Below are 23,787 nucleotides of genomic sequence, written 5' to 3'. Positions count from 1 at the left end.
CGAGGAGGATGACTCGGGAGAGCGGGCGGACGACCGTCCGACTCTCTGCGAGGGGGACTCGGCCGGGGACCGTGCTCCGGCGGGTGACTCGGAGGCCGGAGAGCCCGCGGTGCGCGGGGGCAAGGTGATGGAGGACGTAGAAGGGGTCATAGTGCTCGCCTCAGTGCGGTGGGGAGCTGCTCAAGACGGTCCATGTCCACTACCGGCATCGTTCCGGCGTGGAGACGCGACAGACCCTGCTGACCTGCGCGCAGGGTGACGGCCCTCATGGACAGAGGAGCAAAACTGCGGACCCGGGCCAGGGTGACTCGGTCGACCTCCTGGCCGGTGACAAGGACAAGGATAGAGGCCTCGGGGTGCGCCGTACAGGCGTGTCGCGCGAGGAGATCGCAGCCAACATCCTCTTCACCGGTGCTCAGCAGGCAGGACGTGTCCAGCATCCGCAGGGACGAGGAGGTCGGCAGCGAACCGATCTGGGTGACGAAGCGGACCTCACGGCCGTCCTGGATCGCGTCCATGGCCAGGGAGCAGGCGATCGACACCGCGGTCTCGAAATCCTCCTCACCGGCGTAGTCCTCCTGACGGGTGGACAGCAGGACGAGCAGGCTGGAGCGGCGAGTCTCCTCGAACTGACGCACCATGAGCCTGCCGGTGCGCGCGGTGGTGCGCCAGTGGACGTTGCGTCGGTCATCTCCAGGGACGTAGTCGCGCAGGGCGTGGAAGGCGACGTCGGAGCTGGACAGGTCCTGGGTGACGGCGCCTTCGATGTCCCGCAGGACACCATGCAGCGCGGTGCCCAGACGCAGGGTGCGCGGGTGGATGTGGATGTCCTGCGGTGTGGTCAGGGAACGCTCGCGCTGAAGCAGCCCCACCGGGTCACGCTGAACCGCCAGGACGGGCCCCACGGTGACGACGCCGCGGCGCTGGGTGGGCAGTACGAATCCCCGTTCGTGAACCGCCCGGGGCGTCAGAGTGGGCACGACGAAGACGGCGCGTCCCGGCCCCACGGGCATCTCCATGCGTGAGGGCAGCAGCGGCCGGGAGCGGGGGTTGGTGACGGTGAGCCGGATGAGGGCATGGTCACCCACGGTGACGCGAGGCTCAAGCAGGTTGTGGCTGACCGAGTAGCCGCCGCGAGGGATGAGCCACAGCCAGGCGGTCACTACAACGATGCCGACGACCATGGTGGCGCTCCAGGCCTCCTGCCATCCCATCACGGAGCCGGTCAGTCCGCAGGCTACGAGCAGTGCGAGGCAGCCCCAGCCCACAGGGGTGATCGTGTGCAGCAGCCAGCGCACTGGTCGCAGTAGTACCGCGATGGCGTCGACGAGCCGGGACCGCGCCGGCCGGGCGGTCAGGGCCGCGCTTGCGGAGGCCGATGGCACTGACGGTGTTGAGGACGCTGAGACCTCGGGGACTTCCGGTAAAATCGCGGTGGGGGAGGCGGATGCGCCGACCCTGCCCGCGTCCCCGGAGGGGGACTGGCGGGCGGAGGTCTGTGACGTCGTCTGAGGCGGCATACGGCTCAATCGCGGGTCGTGGGTGCGGGGATCTGCCCCAGGGCGGTGGTGATGACGCCGGCGGCCGTGGCGCCGGTGAACTCGGCGTCAGGGTCCATGACCAGGCGATGGGCCCACACGACCTGGGCGAGATCCTTGATGTCGTCGGGCAGGACGAAGTTGCGGCCCTGGGAGGCGGCCCATACGCGGGCGGCGCGGGCCATGCCGATGGCACCGCGAGTGGATACGCCCATGCGGGTCTCCTCAGTGGCGCGAGTGGCCTCCACCAGGGCCCCGATGTAGTCCAGCACCGAATTCTCGATGTGGTTGGTGGCGGCCAGGTCCGCCATGGAGGCCACGACGGAGGAGGCCACCACCGCGGACAGGTTCTTGGAACGGTCCGGATGAGCCGAGCCGGATAGGATCTGGGTGAGCGCCTCCCGGTCGGGGTAGCCCACGGAGGCCTTCATGAGGAAGCGGTCGAGCTGGGCCTCGGGCAGGCGGTAGGTGCCGGCCTGCTCGATGGGGTTCTGGGTAGCGATGACCATGAAGGGCCGTTCGGTGGTGTGGCGCACGCCGTCGACCGTCACCTGGGACTCCTCCATGACCTCCAGGAGCGCGGACTGGGTCTTGGGGCTGGCCCGGTTGATCTCGTCGGCCAGGACGATCGAGGAGAAGATGGGCCCGGCGTGGAAGTCCCACGAACCGGTCTTCTGGTCGTAGATGGTCACACCGGTGATGTCGCTGGGTAACAGGTCGGGGGTGAACTGGATGCGTGAGTGCGTTCCCTGAACCGAGGCCGCCAGGGCGCGGGCCAGAGCGGTCTTACCGGTGCCGGGGGCATCCTCCAGCAGGAGATGTCCCTCAGAGAGCATGGTGGTCAGAGCCAGCTTGATCACGTCCTCCTTGTCCAGCAGCGCCTGACTGACGTTGTTGACAATGGTGGAGAAGGCGTCAGCGAACCATGTCGCGTTCTCGGGGGTCATCGGCATGGAATCAATGATCCTTCGGGTGGAGGGAGGCGTGTGTGTGACTTGTTGCGTGCTGGGCATCGATACGATCACCGACCCGGTCACTGTTGGGTGCAGGCGATTGTCTCGTTCCAGTTCGGGGTTTGGCCGGGGAAGGTGTGTCGGGCGTAACCGTTCCTATCGAGGGCTACCGTCTCCTCGTGCCAGTAGACGTTCCAGTCCCATCCGTTCCTGTAGTAGTAGCCGCAGCTCATGGTGCTGTTGGGGTTGCCAGTGAGGTCAACGACCAGCCAATAGCAGCTGCCCCAAGAGCCGAAGGGGCGACAGGTCTGGGTGTAGTCGATAGGGAACTGCTGCTGGGCGCCGACCGGAAGAGTTTCGACATTCGGCTTCTCCGGGGCTGTCACCGAGCTGCAGCTCCAGTCGGACTTGCCGGAGTCGTTCTTGGCCCGCACGCATCCCGTGACGGTCTCACCAGGTTCGATATCGGTGGAGAAGGTTTCTCCAGGGCTGATCCTCCCCTTCTCGAAGTCGTCGGAATCATCGCCCTTGTACTTGATCTTGTACTTGTACTTGGTGGGCTGATCACCTGCCGGTCCGGGCGACCAGGTGCAGGTGACCTGGTCGGTGCCATCGAGTGAGCAGGAGACCGACGGTGCCGACGGCGGACCGTAGGGCGCCACCGGCGAGGAGGCGACGACCTCGGAGTGCTGCCCGCCGCCGTTGGCCCGGGCGTAGACCGTGTATGCCTGTCCGTCGGCCAGACCCCGGATGGTGGAGGAGCCGGTCCAATTGACCTGGTCGACCGAGTACTCCACCGACAGGTCGCCCACGCTCCAGCCGTTGCCTGCGCGGGGCGAGGCGTTCACGGACAGCTCGCCACTGTTGCCGGTGGCCTTGACGACGGGGGTCGACGGGGGCAGCGGAGTCGACTTGAAGGTGTAGCTGGCCTGGGCGGAGGTCCTGGTGCCGTAACCGTTGTCGGCCTCGACCCAGAAGGTCCAGGTCCCCGAAGACAGCGAGACGGTGGTGGAGGTGGCGTCTCCGACGTTCTTCGAGTCGCCGGCGTTGCCGTTGGTGTAGTGCAGCGTGTAGGTCACGGGGCTGCCGTTGCCGTTGGCCGCCTGCCAGCTGATGCCGACCGTTCCCCCGTTGGGAGTGATGACAGGCGTCCCGGGGGCGCTTGGCTCCCCATAGGGAGACACCGGGTTCGATGAGGAGGACCAGTCCGAGGGGTCTCCCTGGCTCGGGACGGCGCGCACCTGCGCCGTATAGCCACGGCCCGGGGCCACCGAGAACTCGGCCTGGAACCCGGTCAGACCTCTGAGGATCTGGCCGTCCGAGAGGCGCACGTCATAGGTCATCCCGGCTCCGGTGGGATCGTCCACCGGGCTCCAGGCGGCAGTGACCGTGCCTGAGCCGGCCGTCAGCATGGGGGCGGCCGGGGTCTTGGCGGCGGCGTTGTGAAGGTAGGGCACCGTCGTGGCCTCGGAATCGCCGTACTTGTTGGTGGCCACTACCTGGATGCTGTAGGAGTGGCCGGTCTCCAAGCCGGTGATGAGGCAGTTCGCTGTCGAACAGGACTGCTCAACGCCGTCGACCCTCACCTTGTAGCCGGTGATGGGAGGGCCGTTGGAGTCACCGTCGGTCCAGGACACGCGCGCTGAGGTCGCGCTCACGGGCGCCACGTTCACCCCGGAGGGGGCTGCGGGCACCACGCTTCCCACCTGCACGGTGATGGTGCCGGTGACGGCCCGTGATTCGGAGCCGGTGGAGTCCAGCACCTTGTACTCGACGGTGATGGTGCCGTGGAAGCCGGCGGCCGGGGCGATGGTCACGGTGGTGCCGGAGGCACTCACCGTGCCCTGACCGGAGGTGATCATCGGAGTGCCGGACAAGGTGATCGGCTTGTCCGGGAAGGGGTTGCTCACCGCGGTGGACACGTCGGTGCTCACCGCTTCACCATTGCGGGACTCCAGGTTGATCGGTGCCGTGGTCATGAGCGGCTTGTTGGAGGCACTCACCCTCACGGGCAGGGAGGCGCTCACAGGTGGGTTGACGCCGTCGGAGACGGTGATCGGGATGGAGCCGGTGGTGCCCTCGGAGGACTTGTTCGCGGCCTTGACGGACAGCGATGACCCGCTCAGGGAGATCTCGAAGCCCGCGGGGGCGGGGCCGGCCTGGAAGGAGAGCTTGTCACTCGGGTCCGGGTCGGTGGTCATGGCCGCCAGGTTGGCCGTGACGGCTCCCTCGCCGGGTGCCACCGTCACTTCGGTGGGGGTGAATGTCGGTGGCTTGTTCGTCGAGGAGTCCACGACGATCGGCAGTGTGAGTGTGGCGCTCAGGGCGTCCGAGCCGGTGCCGTCGGCCACTGTGAAGGTCACCGAGGTCTGACCGGTGAAGCCCGACTCGGGTGTGAACGACAGTGCCGTCCCATCCGAGGCGGTCTTGGCGTCCTTGGTGCCCTTGGCCATGTGTATCGAGGAGGAATCCGTGATGACGGGCTTGGTGCCCTCACGGGTGAGGATGTAGGAGGACAGGTTGATGTCCGTGGTCTTGTCCGCCAGTGCGCGGGCGGGCACGGCCGAGGGGTTGATACGGGGCCGCAGGGCGGACCTGGCGGGCACCACGACGACGGCATGACCGGTCAGCCCGTCGGTGTCGGTGACTGTGTAGAGCACGAGCCGCTGGGTCTCGCCCACCGTCAGGCTGATGGAGTCCTTGCCCACCTCGACGTCGGGGTCGGAGGAGGAGAGCTTGAGGTCCCACGGCGATCCGTCGGTGTCCTTGTCGTTGTCCAGCACCGGGATGGTCACTCTGCCGTTGGCGTCGACCTGATCGACGGTGACGTAGTCGTCCACGCCCACCGGATTGGCCAGCGGCGCGTTGTTGGAGACCTGCACGGTGACGGTTCCCGTGTCGGTGCCGCCGCGCCCGTCGGAGACGGTGTAGGCAACCGAGTGGTTGCCCTCCTTGCCCGGCAGCTCCAGCACCAGGCGTCCGGCGCGGGTGGACACGCCCAGCGATGGGTCGCTGGAGACCGGGTCGCCCTCCAGGGACAGACTGTCTCCGTCGGTGTCCAGGTCGTTGGACAGGACGTCCACGGCCACGGTGCGCCCGGGCTTGGCCACGACCAGGTCGTCGGTGGCCACAGGTGCCACATTGATCGGTGAGGCCTGAGCGACCCCCACTCGCACCGTCCCGGTGGACTGGGCCCCGAAACGGTCCTCGACGACGTAGGTGAAGGTGTCGGTGCCGGTGGCGCCCTCGGCGGGCTTGTAGGTGAGCCACGAGGAGTTGACCTCCACCGAGCCCAGGGAGGGGGCCTGGTTGAGGCCCACGAGACTCACCGAGTCGCCGTCAGGATCGATGCCGTCCAGTGGCACGGTGATGTTTGTGGCCGAGCCCGACAGGGTGCGGGCCTCCAGGTTGCGCGGGGACGGGGCGGAGTTGTGGTCGGCGTCCTGCGCGCGCACCTCCACGGTGAGGACCCCCGAGGCGGTCTGCCCCTGATCGTCCTTGACCGTGTAGGCGTAGGCCGTGCGTCCGGGCCGGTTGCCGGCGCGGAAGCGGAGGGTGTCCTCGCTGACCCAGGCGGTGCCCAGCTCGTCGCCCACCAGGCTGACCTGGGAGTCCACCGACAGATTGAGACCTGAGGGGGAGGAGTCGTTGTCCAGGACGGACGCGGTGACGACGTCGCCGGCGCGCACGACGGCGGTGTCATCGGTGGCGACCGGTGGCTGCGGCTGGGACTGGGTCACTGGGACGATCGCGACCTTTCCAGTGGCGCTGGACGTGCCGTTGGTGACGGTGTAGTCGATCGTGAGGTTGGGCGGGACGGTGCTGGACGCGGTGATCTGCAGCAGGGAGTGGTCCACGACCGTGACGGTGACACCGGAGTCCGGCGGGGTACTCACCGACTGCAGGACCAGGATCCCTCCAGAGGGGTCGAAGTCGTTGTTGATCGGGGCGATGGTCGTTGAGCCGCCGTTGCGCAGCAAGGCGGTGTCGTTCTCGACCTCGGGTGGCACCGTGGCGTCCGCCTTGGGGGTGACGTCGACGCGCACGATCCCCTGGGCCGTGTTGGCCCCGTCCATGACGTCGTAGGTGAGGTAGTAGGTCTGGGCCTGGGCGCCGGCGTCGGTGGTGAAGGTGAAGACGCCCGCCTGCTGGTCGACATCGATGGAGGTCCCCGCCGGCGCCTCCTGGACCGCGGCCAGGCGCAGGGTTCCCCCGGAGGGCGAGGTGTCGTTGCTCAAGGGGGAGACGACGGCCTTGGTCCCGGCGACGACGCGTACATGGTCTGCGTTGGCGATCGGCTTGGCCGACTGGGCCGGCTGCACGTCGACCTTGACCACACCGGAACTGGTCTCCCGGCCGTCGGAGACGGTGACGGTCAGGTCCCGGGTGCCGGTGCCGGCTCCCAGCTCGCGTACGGTGACGGTGCCCTCGTTGGAGACCTTGACGTCCATCCCCTCGCCCTGGGCGGAGACCAGGTAGAGGTCGTCCCCATCGGGGTCCTGCCAGTGGCCCAGTACGTCCAGGGAGCCGGAGGCCCCCTCGGCGACGGTGAGGGTCGGAGTGGTGACCTGGTTGGGGGCGGTGTTGACGTCCCAGCCGTGGACGTCCACCGTGGCGACGGCGGAGTCGCTCATGCCGCGGCCGTCGTCGGCGGTGTAGGGCACGGAGTAGCTGCCGGTGGCATTGTCCGGGACATCCATGCGCAGAGCCAGTCCGCCTTGCGCCTTGGTGGCCGTCAGTGATCCTCCGGTGTCCTGCGGGGTGGCGGTGAGGACGTCACCGTCGGGGTCGGAGTCGTTGGCCAGGACGGGCAGGAGCGCGGAGCGGCCCGGACGCACGCCGACGTGGTCGTCAACTGCCTTGGGGGCGTGATTCTCCTCGGTGCGTTCCGGTGGTGTCTGGGACTCCGAGGTGTCGGCGGAGTCGTCCTTCTGGTCGGCATTGTCGTCTGTCTGAGCAGTCTTGTCCGTCCAGTCGTCGATGAGGACGAGGTCCTCGTTGGGCAGCCACACCGATCCCGTCTCCAGGTCGTTGAGCACGATGGCATCGCGGTTGACCCGGAAGAGCGGGGCGGAGGAGGAGGCCAGACGGTCGTCGTGGACGGTGTCGGTGTCGCCGAGCAGGCCCGAGCAGCTGCGCACGAACTGACCCGATCCGGACCAGGCCGCATACACGCACTTGCCCAGGCGTACCGGCTGCGCGGGGACGCCCTCGGGGACGGGGCTCTCCTTGGACGACGGCGTCTTGGTCACCTTGCCGCCGTCCAGAGGTACGGACACCAGGGCGTCGCGGGAGGCGACCAGGACGGAGTCCGCCTCGGGACCGGGCTGCTGGAGCACCAGGCCGGAGGCTCCCAGGTTGACGGTCTTGCCCTCGGGCAGGTGGAGGACGCCGGTGCTGCGTTCCAGAACCACGGGCTTGTCACCGACGGCCGTGATGGCCAGGTCGGTGCCGGTGGTCAGCGACAGGGAGGTGTTGGCGGCCTCCTTCCAGGTCTTGCTACTGGCCTGCAGGGAGACCAAGGACTTGGTGGTGGCCGAGGCGGCGTGGATGGAGCCGTCGTTCCCGACGACGGCGACGACGTCGGGCATGCCGGTGACCACTGGGGCGGCTGCGGTCAGAGAACCGACCGTCTTGGCCCTGGTGGCACGGATGGTGCCCTGGACCTTGTCGATGGCGATGACTCGGTCCCCGCCCTGGGCGATCGTCACGCCCTTGGTGAGCTGGGTGCGCCCGGAGAAGGAGACCTGGGAGGGGTCGACCGATGACACGGAGGCGTCACCGGAGTCGGGGACGAGTACGTCCTCGGCGTTCTGGGTGACGTCGAAGGACGACGAGGAGGTACGAATCGCGCCGTCGACCTCGCGGGAGGGGAAGTTGAGTCGGGCAACGAGGTGGTTTGAGGTCGAGGTGACCCACACGCCGCCGTCATTGAGATGCAGGTCGGCTTGGGCCACGCCGTCGTGCAGCCAGGCGGCCGTCGCCAGGGCGGCTGCGCACAGGACCGCTGCCAGGGAGGACAGGCGCTTGCGCAGCCGTTGACGCTGGGCCCGCGACTGGGGGATGCGGAAGGTCGCCGCCAGGCGGGAGGTGGTCGTGCCGGAAGTGAGTCCCGACCCTGTGCGCTGAGCGCTGTCGGCGGCCGTGGGGTCTGCGGACTTCTTGGGCCGGCGGTGCGGACGCAGGGCGCTTGCGGCGCGGGCAAGAGGACCGCGGCGGTCTGTTGCGGACTGATCGGTCTGGGTGGCACCGGTGCCGGATCGGTGGTTCCCGCCGTCACCGGCACCGGAGGCGGCTGTGGCGGGATCGATGCTGTCCGACGGGTTGCCGGGCGCTTCGAAGTCGTTACGTGAAGTGGTCACGGGGCCCCTTGGGGACTGCGGGAAGCGACCTCCTGAACGAGAGTCCGGCGCAGCATCGTCGAGGAGGTGGTGGGTGTGTACGGCAGGTAGACCACCGAGGCGCCGACCTCGGCCATCTCGGCCTCGAGACGGCGGCCCTTGTCCGTCCCCTCCCAGTCGGTGCCCTTGAACAGCACGTCGAAGGGCGAGCGGCGCCAGGCCAGGCGCTTGTCCTGGTCGTAGTCGGGGACTACGGAGTCCACCATGCGCAGGGCGGATACCATGGCCAGGCGTTCGGCCAGAGGCACGATGGGACCGCGCCCCTTCATCCGCTCCAGCGACTCATCGGTGGCGACTCCGGCGATGAGATGGTCGCAGCGCTTGGCGGCCTCGGTGAGGATGTTGAGGTGTCCCACATGCAGCATGTCGAAGCCGCCAGGAACGTAGCCGGTGATCATCAGTAAGCCCCCTTTCCGCCGATGACCGCGCGCAGCGTCCCGGCGAAGATCTTCGCGTCCAGGGCTCCGCCCCGGTTCTCCACGTAGTGACGGTCCAGGGCCACGGTGGAGGCCCAGGACAGGTCCGACCGCCCGGAGACCTGCCACAGGCCGGTCAGTCCGGGCTTGACCAGGAGACGACGCAGTGCCTCGGTGTCGTATTTGGCGACCTCGACGGGAAGCGCGGGGCGGGGCCCCACCAGACTCATGTCTCCGCGCACGACGTTGATGAGCTGGGGCAGCTCGTCGATCGACAGGCGGCGGATCCAGCGGCCCACGCGGGTGATGCGCGGGTCCTGCCGGTCCTTGAACATGACTTCGTTACCGGCGTCGCCGCCGGCCTTGACCACTGACGCGCGGCGAGCGTCGGAGTCGATGTACATCGAGCGGAACTTCCACATGGTGAAGGGCTTGCCGTTCTGACCCACGCGGGTCTGGGTGTAGAAGACCGGTCCGGGGGAGTCGATACGGATCGCAACTGCGGTGGCCGCCAGCAGCGGCGAGATGAGGAGCAGTCCGATGGCGCCAGCGACCCGGTCGAACAGGGCCTTGCCCAGCGCCCTAGTGCTGCGGGTCTTGACGGCGATGAGGCCGGTCCAGCCGTGTGTGACGGTCAGGGCCCGCATACGGCTGGGTACGACGTCCTGCAGGCCGGGGGCGACGACGAGGCGCGCCTGGGTGGACTCCAGGCCGCGCATGAGGGTCACCAGGTCTTCCGGGGTCACCGAGCCGACCGTCATCACGGCGTCGATGCGCTCGGCGTGCAGGGTCTGAGCGATGTGCTGAGGGCTGCGTACGGGCTCCGCCGAGTGGAAGGCCCGGTCCTGTCCGGAGGACAGGTAGCCCACGATGAGGAATCCGTCCATGGGGTGGCGGCGCAGCTGGGTGAGCATGGGCTGGGCTCCCGAGCCCATGACGATGAGCGTGCGGCGCAGCGCGTGTCCCTCGAGGCGGCGACGGTGCAGCCAGCCGGACTCGATGGAGCGCCCGGTGATGGACATGAGGAGCTGGACGGCCAGGGCGGTCAGCAGGGTGGCGCGCGCGGCGCCGGAGAGATCGGCCAGCAACAGTGCGACAGGGATGCTCACGGTGGCGGCGGCGGCGAAGCGGACCGTGCTGGGGCCGGCCTGTTCCACGGCGTCGATGCCGAGTGCTCCGAGGGACCAGGCGGTGAGCACCATCGTGGCACCCACGGCGGCTGCGGTCCCGGCCAGCAGGAGATTCCCGGCCAGCAGTGCGATCCAGGCAGGAACGGCGATGGCGAAGAGGTCGGAAAGTATGAGCCAGATGGTGAGATCGCGGCGCGTGCGCGCCCAGGGACTGCGCGGAGCGGTGGCGGGGGCGGCGCCGGTTGCTGCTGCCGAGGAACGCCGGTACTGCTCGCGCTGAGGCAGTGTCAGGGTCGAACTAGACAAGGTGGACTCCGCAGGGATGGTCGAGGGTGGGTAATAGTTGGTCGAGTAGTGCTGACAGAACGTCGTGAACAGCAGCAGTTTTAGAATGCTACTAACTCTGGGCGGCGATATTTGTGGGAAGTGGCCAAGATCGCAAGGCCAGGACAGGAAGTCGGGATGAGTTTGGGGTGACTCTATGTTACAGGTGAGCAACGATACGGGGGTGCCAATACACTTATGAGGGACCTTTCAGAGTTCTTCCAGCGGGGGGTGTCTGGCCTGGTCAAGGCCACTTTGCTGGGGTTGTGCCAAGGGGGGTCGTTGGGGGATCGGTCAATGTCACAAGTCGATAAACAAAAGATAGCAGGTTGTTGATGATTGTGCGTCTACCCTCATGCCTGTCTTCAGGCCTCCTCTCGACGCCGAATTGTTACCTTCCTACAACATCAGGAGTGCGATGTGATCCAGCCGAGCTCTTCGGCGCCCACGCCGGCCCCGACGGCGGGTGCTGACCCCGTAGGTGCTACGGATCGTGGGATGCCTGTGGACACTGCAGGAGCAGCAAGTGTTTCAGCGGTGGATGAAGGTGCCGGAGTGGCGATGAGATCGTCTTTCCGGTGTCGGCCGCTGCGGCGGATCGGCAGGGCGCTCAGGCGGGGGTCGTCGTCGGGCGCCAGCTGGTCGTCTGTGGGAACCACAGCTGTCGCCAAGATTGCGGTCATGGGGATCTCGGGCGTCTTCGGCCTGGTCAACACCAGTCTCATCATCAGGTACTTCGGTACCGACGCCTTCGCCCAGTATGGCCTGCTGGCCACCTTCCCCACGCTCATGCCCTTCACCGACCTGGGGATCGGCGCGGTCATCCTCAATACGGTGGCGAGCTCGACCGACCCGGCTCATGACTCGACCGTGCAGCGCACGATCACCACCGCCATCCGGGTCCTGCTCGGATCCGCCCTGGTCATCACCACGGTCGGCGTCGTCCTCATGCTGCTGGGGGTGTGGCCTTGGCTGTTGGGCGGCAAGCTCATGGAGGGGGGAGGGCTCACCGCCACCGTTTGCCTCATCATCTACGCCGCAGCCCTGCCGATGTCCGTGGGGCAGCGCGTCATCATCGGCCTGGGGCGCTCGGCCACCCAGGTCATCAGCCAGGGTGTCGTCTCCCCGGCCATGTCCTGCTTCCTGCTGCTGGCCATCATCACCGGGCTGGGGCGTGGCAATGCTGTGTCCATCTACTCCTACATCGCCAATGCGCTGGTGTCTGTCATCTGCATCGTTGTCGCCTGGCGGGCCACCCGCCCCCTGTTCAGGGGCGCTCTGAGGGATGTGCCGCGTCTGCGCAGCGTGCGGGGCGTGCGCATCGTCAACACGGCGGGTCCACAGCTCCTCCAGTCCCTGGCCATCCCGATCGCCTTTCAGACCGACCGGCTCCTCCTGTCCCATCTGGGCCAGTCGCAGGCCCTGGCCGAGTACAACCTGGCCAACAACCTGTTCAACATGCTGACCCAGACCGTCATGGCGGCCGGGGTCGCCATGTGGCCGATGTTCGCCCGTGCTCGCGCTGACAAGCGTGTCGAGAGTCCCTTCAGGCCGGCGATGATCTTCAGTGGGGGCGGCTTCCTCCTGGCGCTTGCCCTGGTGGCCGTCACTCCTTGGGCCGCCCGGGTCATGTCTCACGGTAAGATCGTCCTGCCGGCCGCTCTCGTGTGGGCCTTCGCCGTCTACGTCGCCGTCGAGGCCGCCAAGCAACCGCTGGGCATGTATATGACCGACCCTCGTGGGCTGCAGTTCCAGGTGGTGCCGGTCCTCATCCTGGTGCCGATGAACCTCGCCATCTCCTGGGTCCTCATTGGGCCTTTCGACGCCGCCGGCCCTATCCTGGGGGCGGTGATCTCGGTGGTCCTGTGTCAGATCGTCCCGTATGCCTGGTGGGTGCGCCGTGACGTGGCCCGGCGCCGTCGCGAGTTGGCGGAGCAATAGGCGCAGGACGCGGGGCGGTGGCCTCTGCTTCCAGCTCCAGTTCCCAGTTCCCGCCGAACAGTGGCCCGAGCCGCACCCGCGGCCCGCCGTTCGTCGGCCGCTTCCCGCCACGCCTGACTCCCCAGCACTTCCCCGTCACTGTCCATCTGATCCCGGCCCGATCCGCGGGCCCCATCCAAGGAGACGCTTCATGAGCTCCCCTGCCAGTCCCCCCACCATCGCCGAGAACATCAGGGCACTGTCCCGTGCCCAGAAGTCCAAGGCCGGCGCCCCCCTCTACTCCCGCATCATCAACCGCCCCGCGGGTCGTGTCTTGGCCGCGATCGCCCATCGGCTGGGTGCGACCCCGGACCAGGTGACGGTGCTCTCGGCGCTGTGCACCTACAGTGGCATCGCTCTCATCGCCCTGTGGCGTCCCACAATCGTGTCCGCCGTGGCGACCGCCCTGCTGCTCATGGTCGGCTATGCGCTCGATGCTGCTGACGGGCAGCTGGCAAGACTGCGCAACGGCGGATCAAAGGCCGGCGAATGGCTGGACCATGTCGCCGACGTCATCAAGCTTTCCACCATTCATGGTGCCATTGCGATCTCCCTTTTCCGGTTTACGAATCCGACGCCCTCGGTTCTGCTTATCCCACTCGCTTTCGGAGCGGTCCAGAATATCCATTTCTTCAGTTACATCCTCACCTATCAGCTGCGCTATCACGGCGGTACCCCCATGGCCAAGGATGAGGTTCGCCCGGGCATCATCAAGTCGGTCCTGTCGGCTCCCACGGACTACGGGCTCATGTGCTTCGTGCTCATGACCCGCTTCGCCCCCGCGGTCTTCCTGTGGATCTACGGCATCATGCTCCTGGGCTACGCGGGTTACGTGGTCCTGGCCCTGCCCAAGTGGTACCGGGACCTGAGACGCGACTCCCAGTAGCTCGTCGGCTCTCCGCCGTTGGATCCGGGGTCGGTCTGACAAGGGAGCGCCGAGGGGCGGCCAACGGCGCTGCCAGAGCGCCTGCTGTTTCAGCAAACCTCTCCGACAATGTTCACTTAAGGAATCTTATGGCTCTGCTTAGCGGCCGCAAGGCGTTACTGGTCTATACCGGACGTAGGGACGGTTTGGGTAACCGAGTACGTGCGCTCCTGTCCGCCCAGGAGCTCGCTCGGGTCGAGAATCGGGATCTCTATTACGTGTGGAGTACCGACGAGTACTTCGGTCCCCGTATGGATGAGCTGTGGCACTTCCAGGGGGGAAGATCGGTATCACGGCTGATCTCCCGGACGCTCGTTCCCTTGGCTCGGTACCGCCGACCCAAGGGTGTTCAACTCACACCTGCACTGCGTCGAGCCCACCTGTGGCAGATCCGTTCTCACGGTCTGCCCATCACCTGGCAGGATCCTGCCTGGAAGGAGGCAGGGGAGGATACGGGTACGCACGCCGGCCCACGTCCCTGGACCGAGCTGTTGCGCGAGCTCACCCCCGTCGACGAGATCGCCGATCAGGTGCGCTCCGTCTATGACACCCACCTGCGTGGGCGTCCCTATGTCGGCGTCCAGGTGCGCACCCACGCCGTCTCCCATGCCAAGACCATCGAGTCCTCGCCGGTGGAGTGGTTTGCGAATCGGATGCGCCGGATCCGCGCCGACCACCCCGAGGTCCCCTTCTTCCTGTCCTGCGACACCTCTGAGGCCCAGGAGCAGCTGGCCGGTGAGTTCGACGGCTGTGTCTTCCTGACCGACAAGGGCGGCTACAACACCACCACCGGCGTGCGCGCGGGGTTGGTCGATCTATACCTGCTGGCCAGCTCTCAGCACCTCATCGGGGCCTCCTTCTCCAGCTTCGTGGAGATGGCCGTCTTCCTGTGCGACGGCGTCGTCCCCTTCGAGCGACCCGACCAGCCCCTTGACGGCGACTTCAGCCTGTCCCTGGGACTGGCCGAGGACCCCCTGCGCCCCGCCCGGCGCTGAGGCCGGCGTCCCGTCGACGCACGCCGAGCCCGGCACCTTTCGTGCAGCCCTACGGCTTCTCGGTAGGGCTGCACGAAGAATGTCGGTCTCGGTGGAATGGTGGGGGCCTCAGTGCTCGAGGAGCTCGTCCACGATCCGGGCCATGGTGGTGCGGTAGCCGGCCACGGAGAACCGCTCAGCGGCCTCTTGCTTGCCCTGTTCGGCCAGCCGGGTCGCCAGGGCCGGGTCCGCCTCCAGGGCGCCAAGGGCGTCGGCCAGGGCCTCGGCGTCGTCGGCGGGCACGAGCAGACCTGTGACCGTGTCGGTGACGACCTCGGCCAGGCCCTGGACCCGGGAGGCCGCCAGTGGCCGGGCGGCGTGCATCGCCTCGACGGCCGTGTTCCCGAAGGGCTCGGCCCGTGAGGGCACGACGACGGCGTCGGCGGCTTCCAGCACAGGCCAGGTGGGGCGTACATAGCCCAGCAGCTCAACGTGCCCGTCCAGGTCAGGCCGGGTCGCACGCTCGCGCAGCTCCTCCTCGTACCACTCGTAGCCGGGGAAGACCGATCCGCACACGCGCAGAGATGCGTCCACGCCCGAGCGGCGGAGAAGTCCGACGGCGTCGAGAGCCACGTCCACACCCTTGCGTGGTGACAGACGCCCCACCATGGCGATCCGGAAGGAGTCGCCGGGCTGCCTGGGGCGCAGCGGCTCCGGAGGCCGCTCCGGACCGGCGACGCCGTTGTGGACCACCTCCGTGCGCGAGGCCAGGCGCGGCTGGACGTCCAGGAGCGCGTCACGGGCCGCCCCGGAGTTCGCCACGATTCGGGACGCCGCCAGAAGCGGGGCGTTGAGCCCGGCACGGATGAACCGGCGCTGGGTGTCCTCGGCCTCATGGACATGCGCCAGTACCGGGACGCCGGCCGCGCTCGCGGCCACCGGCCACCACGGGATCGTCACCGTGTTGGTGAGGACTGCGCCGGCTCGGCTGGCGCGGATGATCGTGCGCAGGCGCGCGATCTCCGGGAGCGACTGGGTCCCCAGTCTCGTCAGGCCCTTGGGGCTCAGCAGCGCCTTGCGCAGCACTGTGAACGGCATGACGGCCACACGAGCCCCGGCATCGCGAAGTACCGAGACCAGGGGGCCATCCAGGGGAAGGGCCACGAGAACCTCGTGCCCGGCCTCGATGAGCCCGTGGATGGTCTCGACCAGCTGCCAGTCCGAGCCGTAGAGGTCGGGGGAGGGGTGGGCCACGAGGATCCGGGTGGCGCTGGCGCGGCCGTCTCCTGCCGTGCTCCGGCTCATAGGCTCACCTTCCCGGTGCGGCGCCCGGAGGGGCGGTGACGGGTGGGTCCCCCGAGTGCCAGGCGTCGGGCCAGGGCCTCGTAGCCGGAGGTGACCTCGTCCCAGTCGTAGAGGGCGGCCCGCTTGCGGGACTCCTCGCCACGCACGGCCTGGGCCTCGACGTCGGACTCGGCAGAGGCGACCAGCGCGGCCACGTCGTCGGGCGACGTCCAATAGCGACCGGCCTGGCCCAGGACCTCCCGGTTGAAGGAGACGTCGAAGGCGTCCACTGCGGCCCCGGCGCCGATCGCGCGCAGGAGGGAGGGGTTGGTTCCCCCCACGGAGTGACCGTGGTAGTAGACCAGAGCCCCGGCGTAGAGCGCGTCGAGCAGCTCCTGGTCCCACAGACCACCGAGCAGTCGGACGCGGTCGTCTGCCAGGGACTCGATGCGGGTGGTGTACTCGTCGGCGTACGGGGCTGAGCCGACGACGACCAGCGGCAGCGTGGCGCCGGAGCGCGCGTAGCCCTCGACGATGACGTCGACGTGGTTCTCCACCTCGAAGCGAGCGACGACCAGGTGGAAGCCCTTGGGGGCCAGGTCCAGCTCGGCCAGGCGCGAGGTGTCCGCAGCGATGCGGGGAGCCCCGTAGGAGATGAGATCGGTGGGGGCGTTGAACTCGTCGGTGTAGTAGTCGGCGATGCCCTGGGCATCGGCGATGAGGGCGTCCGAGTAGCGCACGGCCAGGGCCTCGGCCGCTCGGTAGTAGCGCTTGCCGGTAGGGCCCCACTTGCCGCGACGCCATTCCAGGCCATCGACATGGGTGGCCACTGGGACTCGTGCGGCACGCAGTGCGGGTAGGAAGGGGGAATTGGCGGCGTTGAAGACGAAGGCGGCATCTGGGTGGGTGCGGCGCAGCAGGTGGGCCACTGACAGGGCCGTGTGCGACAGGGTCTCCAGGCTGCGGTTCTTGACTGAGGGGAGCTCGACCAGCCGCATCCCGAGATAGGTGTTGGGAAGCGGCGTGTCCGGTTCGGGGTTGCGGCAGTAGACAAGGACCTGGTGACCGCGGGTGGCCAGGCGCCGGCCCACCTCTTCGATGGCGGTCTCGAAACCTCCGTACCGGGCGGGGACGCCTCGCGTCCCGATCATGGCGATGCGGAGCCTGTCCGGGTTCACAGCAGTCAACGGAGTCCTTTCGAAGGGCGGCGGAGCCGGTAAGGGACGAGAACGGGTGATCCTGACCGGATATGACGTCAGTCGGGGCCGCCGAGGTGATGGAGGTGAGTGCAGCGGGTTCGGGTCGCGTCCGCGAGCTCGTCGGCATCCGACGGTTCGGCTGCAGCGCCTGCCCGGTCAAGATTGTAGAGGCAGGCGAGGTCGTGCTCGCGTGATGCGTGCGCTGGAAGACGGACGCATCGGGTGCGGCAACAGCTCGGGGCAGCAGGCTCTGACTCGGTTCCGGCGCAAGCGGCACGCTCTGCTCGGGTGGGAACTGGGACTGGAAGACAGATCCAATTAATGAGAGGCTATCGACCGAAAAGGTGAACATTGGGTATGGTACCCAGGTGTTTGGTGATTGATTCCACAAAAAAGAGTGGAAGAAAGTCCCTCCAAGCCGTTATCAAAAAGTTACCTATGTAATAACCTCGTGGTCGGCGCCCCTCTCGCCGCCGCCCCATGCAAGGCGGGAGTGCCCCGTCATACTGCGCCGCCCACCTATGTTCCCTCGTATCGTAAGAAACGGAGCACTCGTGCATCCTTCCCGTGCTGTCTCCAGTATCTCCAGTATGGGGGTGGTTCTCGCCGCCCTCCCTCTCGTTCTTGGGTCGCTCGTGACCCCTACGATTGTCGCTCCTCCGGCCGTCGCGGCTCCGGGGCAGACTGCCCTGGCTTCTCCTCAGGCCCTGCCCACCGCCCAGATCGACGGTGTCGTCTGGGACCAGGCGGTGGTCGGTAACACCGTCTACGCCGTCGGAGAATTCAAGAATGCTCGCCCGGCCGGCGCTGCTGCCGGTGAGAACGAGTCTCCTCGCTTCAATGCCATGGCCTACGACATCACGACGGGCGCCCTGTTGGACTGGGCGCCGAAGGTTGGTGGCAAGGTCAACGCGGTCGAGGCTTCGGCCGACGGCTCCACCCTCTATCTCGGCGGCAACTTCCTGTCCGTCAATGATGAAGCCGTTTATGGCGTTGCTGCGGTGGATACTGCGGGTCGGCGCAAGCCGCTGGCGGCCTCCGCTACAGGGGAGGTTATGGATCTGGAGGTCTCACCGGATGGTTCCACTCTCTACATGTCTGGCGCCTTCACTCAGATCAACTCCGCGGCACGCCGGCGCGCCGCGGCCTTGGATCTCAAGACCCAGAAGCTGACTGGCTTCGCTCCTGCGGTCGACGACTCTATTGTGCGCTCTATCACGGTGGCGGCTGACAACTCGGCTGTGGCCATCGGTGGCTCCTTCAGGTCGGTGGGCGGTTCCTCCAACGGCTACGGCGTCGCCGTCCTGGAGAAGGACGGGTCGCTGCGTCAGACCAACCTCACCAGCGTCATCCGCAATGCGGGGCAGAAGTCCGGGATCATGAACCTGAAGTCCGACTCCAGGGGCTTCTACGGTGTCGCCTACTCCCAGGAAGGCGCATTCGAGGGCATGTTCCGAGCCGACTGGGCTTCCGGGGACATCAACCTCATGGCCGACTGCCACGGCGATTCCTACGACGTACTGCCCACCAAGGATGTCATTTATATCGCCGGTCACTCCCACGACTGCAGCAACATCGGTGGCTTCGCCGATGGTGCGGAACAGGGCATTTACCACCATGCCGTCGGCTTCTCCAGCACAGCCACCGGTACCGTGGGTCATAACACGGCCTTCGGCTACACCGACTACTACGGGCATCCCGCCCCCACCCAGTACGACGGATTCCTGCCGGGATTCCAGAACGGTACGCAAACCAAATCTCAGCAGGCCACGTGGACCGTCGAGGGCAACGATCAGTACCTCGTCTATGGCGGTGAGTTCGTGGCCGTCAATGGATCCTCCCAGCAGGGGCTCGTCCGCTTCTCCATGAGCGGCGGCGATCCCGGTGCCAAGGGTGCTGACGGGGACAACGGCAACAACGGCGACAAAGGTAAGGACAAGAAGAAAAAGAAGAAGAAGGATAAGGCCGACTGGGACAACCAGGACGACTGGGACTGGGATGACCAGGACGGCAACCAGGGCGGCGATGGCTGGTGGTGGTGACCGTGAGGCTGACGAGTCCCACCGGCTTATCCACTGATTCACCCGCTTCTATGCCCGGTCGTGATGTGCTCCCGGACTCAGTGGACGCTCGGGGTGTTACCTGTCGCAGCGGAGGTCGTACGCTACGCCACGTGTCACGAACTCGAATGTTGATCCTGCCCGCCGTCCTGGTCCTGGGGCTGGGACTGGCCGCCTGTGGGGGCGGGAAGTCCGGCGGCTCCTCGACCCCGTCCGCAACGCCTGCCGGCGGCGCGGCCTCCAGCACCGCCGTTCCGACGACTCGGACCGCCGAGCCCACGGCGGCGCCGGCGACGCCGCCGGACGATGTCATCACTCCAGACGCCTCGTCAATCGATCCCAAGGCCGCCGAGAACGGCGACCTGTCGAAGGATGAGTACCCTGAGGCTCCGCTGGACAAGTCCGTCAGCATTGACGGAGGCATCGTCATCTCCGTCGGGCAGCCGCAGGCGCAGGACTTCGCCAGTGCTCCCGGTGAGATGGGGGGTGCTGGCCTTCTCGTGCCGGTGACGGTGATGAACAGCTCCGACCAGGACATCCCGTTGGCCAGCGTACTGACCACCACGGTCAGCTATGGCGACGGTATCGGGACTCCCGCCAGTGAGGTCATCTCGTCTTCGGACGCGGTGCCCGCAACGCTCGCCGTGGGTCAACAGGTGACTGTCAATCGTGCTTTCGTCATCCCGGTCGAGGTGCGCGGCAACATCAAGGTCTCGGTCGACCTGGGCGCCGATCACAGCGCCGCCACGTTCCGAGGGGCGGCCGGCTGAGCCTCGACACTCGCGCTATCGCTCCGTTCAGGCGCTGTCCGTCGTTCTCGTGCAGGCGAGTGACGGGCAGCGCCTTGGCGTGTTGAGGGGGGCGAATCGTTGCCTCGTTGTGATGTCGTCCAGGGTGATGTCGGGATCGAGTCCACATGATGGTCGCCGGGAAGGCAGAGGTGGATGCTCAGGGCTTGCTGAGGCGGCGATCTGCCCGGCATGGCGCCTCAATCGCATGATTCGACCAAAAGGTCGATGTTGTGGAAAGGGGCTGTGGGGCTGTGTGAAGCGCCAAAGGCTCGGCAGACATGTTGTCTTCGGTGTACTATGAGCCAGCCCGGCGCCCCTGGTCGGGCACGGAGTGTCAACCATATGCAAGGTTGCGTGTCCGTGATCTGAGTATGTTCTGAATGGAATCTCTGTGAAGCTCCCCCGCCGAATCCTGAGCGGCCTTGTGGCCGCGGTCCTTGTCCCCTTGGGCGCGATAGCGCTCGCACCGGCGGCGCCCGCAGCCGCTGATGAGCCGGCCCCTGTCGGCGCTTCCGGCACTCCCGCCACCGTATCGGCCGATGCCCTGCCCACCGCACAGGTCAATGGCATCGTCTGGGACCAGGTGATTGTCGGCGATATCGTTTACGCGGTTGGTAAGTTCAGTGCGGTCCGTCCGGCGGGCTCTCCGGCCGGCCAGAACGAGTCGCCGCGTGGCAACGCAATGGCCTACAACATCAACACCGGTGAGATCCTCGACTGGGCACCCACCACTGACGAAAGCATCCATGCGATCGCCGCTTCCGCGGATGGTCAGACCCTCTACATCGGCGGCGACTTCACGCAGCTCAACGGCCAGACCGTGTGGCGCATCGCCGCGGTCAAGGCCGCCGATGGCCAGCGCTCCCCGCTGGGCGCCGCCGCCAGCCATAGTGTCAAAGCGCTCAGTGTCTCCGCCGACGGCTCAACCCTCTACATGGGTGGTGCCTTCACTCAGATCAACCGCTCGGCCCGGCAGCGCGCCGCGGCCCTCGATCTGAGAACCCAGAAGCTGACGGACTTCGCGCCGGCGGTGGACAACTACTCCGTTGAGGCGATTGTCGGGGCCGCAGACGGATCGGCCGTGGCCATCGGCGGCTCATTCGAGTCCGTCGGGGGCAGTGACCGGCCCGGCTATGGTCTGGCCATCCTTGAGAACGATGGCAGCCTGCGCAAGAACAACGTCTCCAACGTGGTTCGTGGCGCCGGCAGTCGAGCCGCGGTGATGAGCCTCAAGGCGGATGAGCATGGTCTGTACTCCGCGAGCTACTCCAGGACCGGCTCCTTCGAGGGCGTCATGCGTCAGAACTGGAACACCGGAGACATCGATTACATGGCCGACTGCCACGGTGACTCCTACGACGTGCTGCCCGCCGGCGATGTCGTCTACGCGGCCAGTCATACCCACGACTGCTCTAACATCGGCGGATTCCCCGATGCTAGTTTCCAGTACCACAGCGCCGTCGCTTATACGAACGCCGCCACTGGTACGGTCCAGCACACTCATATGGGCAACTACCAGGACTACTACGGGCAGAACGGCACCACCAACCTCAACTTCTACCCCAGCTTCACTCCGGGCAAGGTCACTGGCGCCACCCAGTCCGCCTGGACGGTGGAGGGCAACGACAAGTACGTCGTCTACGGTGGTGAGTTCCTGGCCGTCAACGGCACCGCTCAGCAGGGCCTGGTGCGATTCGCTCGTCGCGACATCGCCCCCAACAAGCAGGGTCCCATGGACAAGGGCGGTGCCTTCAAGGTCGCCGGTTCCTCCCCGCGCGCCGGCGTCGTCTCCCTGTCCTTCAGGGCCAACTGGGATCGTGACGACAACACCCTCACCTACAACGTCTACCGTGACTCCATGAACGGGCAGCCGATCTCCAGCCAGTCGGTGACCGCCGGCTTCTGGGAGCGCCCCGATCTCAGCGCCACTGACGTTGTCGAGCCCGGAAGCACGCACCGCTACCGGGTTCAGGTGACCGACCAGTGGGGAGCCTCCACAGTCTCTGACTGGGTGACGGTCAAAGCCGGTGAGGGGCAGGGCCTGGGGAAGTACGGAGTCCGTGTTCTCAACGATGGCGCATCCCACTACTGGTCCTTCGATGAGACCGACGGTGACAAGGCGGAGGATATCGCCGCCCAACGAAACATGACGATTTACGGTAAGGCCTACAAGCGCGGAGGCGAGTCCGTTCTGGGGAACGGCGCTTCGTTGGCCCTGACCTCGGACGGTGACAACAACTCACACGCCTCGACCCAAGTCGCCGCTCAGACGCCGGTCGCCTTCTCCATGGAGGCCTGGGTGCGTACCTCCTCCACCTCGGGAGGAGCGATCATGAGCTACGGATCCTCCGCGGACTCCCAGTCATCGAACCGTGACCGCGTGCTGTACATGCGCAACGATGGGGCACTCAGTTTCATGCTCTACCCGGGCAAGCTGACCACCATCACCACCACCAAGAACTACAACGACGGCCAGTGGCACCACATCGTGGCTTCCATGAGCCCGACCGCTGGCGCCATGCTTTACGTGGACGGTAACCTCGCCGCCTTCGACGGCACCATGACCAGCGGGCAGACCTACTCCGGGTACTGGCGTATCGGTGGCGACTCGCTCACCGGATTCAATGGTCAGCCCTCCAGCACCAACATCCAGGCCGACATCGACGAGGCCGCCGTCTACAGCACGCCGCTGTCCGCTCGCCAGATCGCCGAGCACTACACGACCGCCACCGGCAAGGAGGTTCAGCCCGACGACAACGGTGGTAAGGATGAGTCCGGCAAGGACAAGGAGCAGCCGGGCAGCGCCCTGCTGGACGACTCCTTCGAGCGCGCCGTGAACGGTGGCTGGGGCAAGGCCAACGTCGGCGGTGAGTGGAAGACCACCTGGAACGCCGCCGCCTTCTCCGCGGACGGCGCCAGCGGCCGGATCGCCATGGCCGGTCCTCGTTCCTCGACCGCGATCGTCTCCGAGCAGGTCAAGTCGACGTCGACCGACGCCGTCGTGGACTTCTCCTTGGATGCAGTTCCCTCTGGAAACGGCGCCTTCATCTCCTACGCCGCTCGCACCACCAAGGCCGGTCAGTACCAGGCGACGGTCCGCATCGGCAGCGCCGGCAACCCGGTCGTCACGGTCTCACGGGTGGCCAAGGGCCGGGAGACCGCCCTGGGCACCTACGTCCTGCCCCAGGCCTACACCGCCGGCCAGCCGCTCCACCTGCGCATGGTGGTCGACGGCGCGGAGTCGACCAACATCCAGGCCAAGTTCTGGGCCGGCGACACCGAGCCCGCAGAGTGGGGGATCGAGGCCATTGACAACGACAAGACCCTCAACGAGCCGGGCACCGTGGGTCTGACCACGTACATGTCCAGCTCAGCGGGTCCTGAGACCGTCAACCTGGCGGTGGACAAGATCACCATCAAGCAGCACTGACACCTGCCGGTGACGGGCCGGGCCGGGAAGAACAACCTTCTTCCCGGCCCGGCCCGTTTCGTTGCCTACTGGGAGCAGCTGCCCGTGAACCGGGGTGCTGCGAGGCCGATGTGATCCGCATTCACCGCACGCATGGACCCAACCAGACACCTGTCGCTCCACCGCTCAGGACTCGGCCACTCCCCGATATGTCACACGGCGGCAACACGGCCCATCCCTAAGATCGCCTCATCGCGAGAACACACCAGGAGGAACCATGATCAGGGTAGCGATCAACGGATACGGCAACCTCGGCCGCGGCGCCGAGCAGGCGATCACCAAGAACACGGACATGGAGCTCGTCGTCGTCTTCACCCGGCGCGACCCGGCCTCGGTCACCACT

At 66.9% G+C, this 23,787-nt stretch carries 13 protein-coding genes and 1 pseudogene; 7 read left to right on the top strand and 7 right to left on the bottom strand.

The features are described 5' to 3' along the window. Positions 1 to 146: 146 nt before the first annotated feature. The 5 genes from RWR81_RS05160 to RWR81_RS05140 all read right to left on the bottom strand — a co-directional run bounded on the left by RWR81_RS05160 (position 147) and on the right by RWR81_RS05140 (position 10,744). Entirely contained in the window at positions 147 to 1,520 is a 1,374-nt protein-coding gene (locus RWR81_RS05160; protein WP_314455414.1) for a DUF58 domain-containing protein, read from the bottom strand. Between the two features lie 5 nt (positions 1,521 to 1,525). Further along, the gene (locus tag RWR81_RS05155; RefSeq protein WP_314455411.1) at positions 1,526 to 2,491 is read right to left on the bottom strand and encodes a MoxR family ATPase; all 966 of its coding nucleotides are present in this window, start codon (positions 2,489 to 2,491) and stop codon (positions 1,526 to 1,528) included. Positions 2,492 to 2,571: 80 nt separating this feature from the next. Further along, complete coding sequence (locus tag RWR81_RS05150; protein ID WP_314455408.1) at positions 2,572 to 8,853, bottom strand: Ig-like domain-containing protein; 6,282 nt, start codon at positions 8,851 to 8,853, stop codon at positions 2,572 to 2,574. Further along, positions 8,850 to 9,290, bottom strand: a complete 441-nt coding sequence (locus RWR81_RS05145) for an adenylyltransferase/cytidyltransferase family protein (protein ID WP_314455405.1) — start codon at positions 9,288 to 9,290, stop codon at positions 8,850 to 8,852. Before RWR81_RS05145 ends, RWR81_RS05150 begins: the two co-directional genes overlap by 4 nt. Continuing rightward, the gene (locus tag RWR81_RS05140; protein ID WP_314455402.1) at positions 9,290 to 10,744 is read right to left on the bottom strand and encodes a sugar transferase; all 1,455 of its coding nucleotides are present in this window, start codon (positions 10,742 to 10,744) and stop codon (positions 9,290 to 9,292) included. The genes RWR81_RS05145 and RWR81_RS05140 overlap by 1 nt, the downstream gene beginning before the upstream one ends. Positions 10,745 to 11,443: 699 nt before the next feature. On the opposite strand from RWR81_RS05140, the gene RWR81_RS05135 reads away from it, so the two are divergent. The 3 genes from RWR81_RS05135 to RWR81_RS05125 all read left to right on the top strand — a co-directional run bounded on the left by RWR81_RS05135 (position 11,444) and on the right by RWR81_RS05125 (position 14,662). Continuing rightward, positions 11,444 to 12,703, top strand: a complete 1,260-nt coding sequence (locus tag RWR81_RS05135) for an oligosaccharide flippase family protein (protein ID WP_314455482.1) — start codon at positions 11,444 to 11,446, stop codon at positions 12,701 to 12,703. 190 nt (positions 12,704 to 12,893) lie between these two features. Continuing rightward, positions 12,894 to 13,628 carry a CDP-alcohol phosphatidyltransferase family protein gene (locus RWR81_RS05130; protein WP_314455399.1) on the top strand — a complete coding sequence of 245 codons (735 nt, stop codon included), beginning with the start codon at positions 12,894 to 12,896 and terminating at the stop codon, positions 13,626 to 13,628. Positions 13,629 to 13,756: 128 nt separating this feature from the next. After that, the gene (locus RWR81_RS05125) at positions 13,757 to 14,662 is read left to right on the top strand and encodes a hypothetical protein (RefSeq protein WP_314455396.1); all 906 of its coding nucleotides are present in this window, start codon (positions 13,757 to 13,759) and stop codon (positions 14,660 to 14,662) included. A 108-nt stretch (positions 14,663 to 14,770) separates the two neighbouring features. Here RWR81_RS05125 and RWR81_RS05120 read toward each other — a convergent pair whose 3' ends face one another. Continuing rightward, positions 14,771 to 15,946, bottom strand: a complete 1,176-nt coding sequence (locus tag RWR81_RS05120; RefSeq protein ID WP_314455393.1) for a glycosyltransferase family 4 protein — start codon at positions 15,944 to 15,946, stop codon at positions 14,771 to 14,773. Then, positions 15,943 to 17,076, bottom strand: a complete 1,134-nt coding sequence (locus tag RWR81_RS05115; RefSeq protein WP_314455479.1) for a DUF1972 domain-containing protein — start codon at positions 17,074 to 17,076, stop codon at positions 15,943 to 15,945. Before RWR81_RS05115 ends, RWR81_RS05120 begins: the two co-directional genes overlap by 4 nt. Before the next feature lie 638 nt (positions 17,077 to 17,714). Between RWR81_RS05115 and RWR81_RS05110 the strand changes: the two genes are divergently transcribed. The 4 genes and pseudogenes from RWR81_RS05110 to RWR81_RS05095 all read left to right on the top strand — a co-directional run. Then, positions 17,715 to 19,166 carry a hypothetical protein gene (locus RWR81_RS05110; RefSeq protein ID WP_314455391.1) on the top strand — a complete coding sequence of 484 codons (1,452 nt, stop codon included), beginning with the start codon at positions 17,715 to 17,717 and terminating at the stop codon, positions 19,164 to 19,166. Positions 19,167 to 19,297: 131 nt separating this feature from the next. Next, the gene (locus tag RWR81_RS05105) at positions 19,298 to 19,954 is read left to right on the top strand and encodes a hypothetical protein (protein ID WP_314455388.1); all 657 of its coding nucleotides are present in this window, start codon (positions 19,298 to 19,300) and stop codon (positions 19,952 to 19,954) included. 412 nt (positions 19,955 to 20,366) lie between these two features. Further along, positions 20,367 to 23,405 (top strand): LamG domain-containing protein, encoded by a 3,039-nt coding sequence (locus RWR81_RS05100; RefSeq protein WP_314455385.1) that lies wholly within the window; start codon positions 20,367 to 20,369, stop codon positions 23,403 to 23,405. A 256-nt stretch (positions 23,406 to 23,661) separates the two neighbouring features. After that, positions 23,662 to 23,787, top strand: a pseudogene (locus RWR81_RS05095) (diaminopimelate dehydrogenase); the annotation flags it as partial.

The organism is uncultured Actinomyces sp. (genome assembly GCF_963526355.1).
Classification (GTDB): Bacteria; Actinomycetota; Actinomycetes; order Actinomycetales; family Actinomycetaceae; genus Actinomyces.
The sequence above is the reverse complement of the archived record's forward strand: the minus strand, read 5'-3'. Positions and strand labels throughout refer to the sequence as shown.

What these genes read in the sequence shown, in the direction of transcription:
- RWR81_RS05160 (WP_314455414.1), bottom strand. Translation starts at nt 1,520, where the DNA reads ATGCCGCCTCAGACGACGTCACAGACCTCCGCCCGCCAGTCCCCCTCC.
- RWR81_RS05155 (WP_314455411.1), bottom strand. Translation starts at nt 2,491, where the DNA reads ATGCCGATGACCCCCGAGAACGCGACATGGTTCGCTGACGCCTTCTCC.
- RWR81_RS05145 (WP_314455405.1), bottom strand. Translation starts at nt 9,290, where the DNA reads ATGATCACCGGCTACGTTCCTGGCGGCTTCGACATGCTGCATGTGGGA.
- RWR81_RS05135 (WP_314455482.1), top strand. Translation starts at nt 11,444, where the DNA reads ATGGGGATCTCGGGCGTCTTCGGCCTGGTCAACACCAGTCTCATCATC.
- RWR81_RS05130 (WP_314455399.1), top strand. Translation starts at nt 12,894, where the DNA reads ATGAGCTCCCCTGCCAGTCCCCCCACCATCGCCGAGAACATCAGGGCA.
- RWR81_RS05125 (WP_314455396.1), top strand. Translation starts at nt 13,757, where the DNA reads ATGGCTCTGCTTAGCGGCCGCAAGGCGTTACTGGTCTATACCGGACGT.
- RWR81_RS05120 (WP_314455393.1), bottom strand. Translation starts at nt 15,946, where the DNA reads ATGAGCCGGAGCACGGCAGGAGACGGCCGCGCCAGCGCCACCCGGATC.
- RWR81_RS05115 (WP_314455479.1), bottom strand. Translation starts at nt 17,076, where the DNA reads ATGATCGGGACGCGAGGCGTCCCCGCCCGGTACGGAGGTTTCGAGACC.
- RWR81_RS05110 (WP_314455391.1), top strand. Translation starts at nt 17,715, where the DNA reads ATGGGGGTGGTTCTCGCCGCCCTCCCTCTCGTTCTTGGGTCGCTCGTG.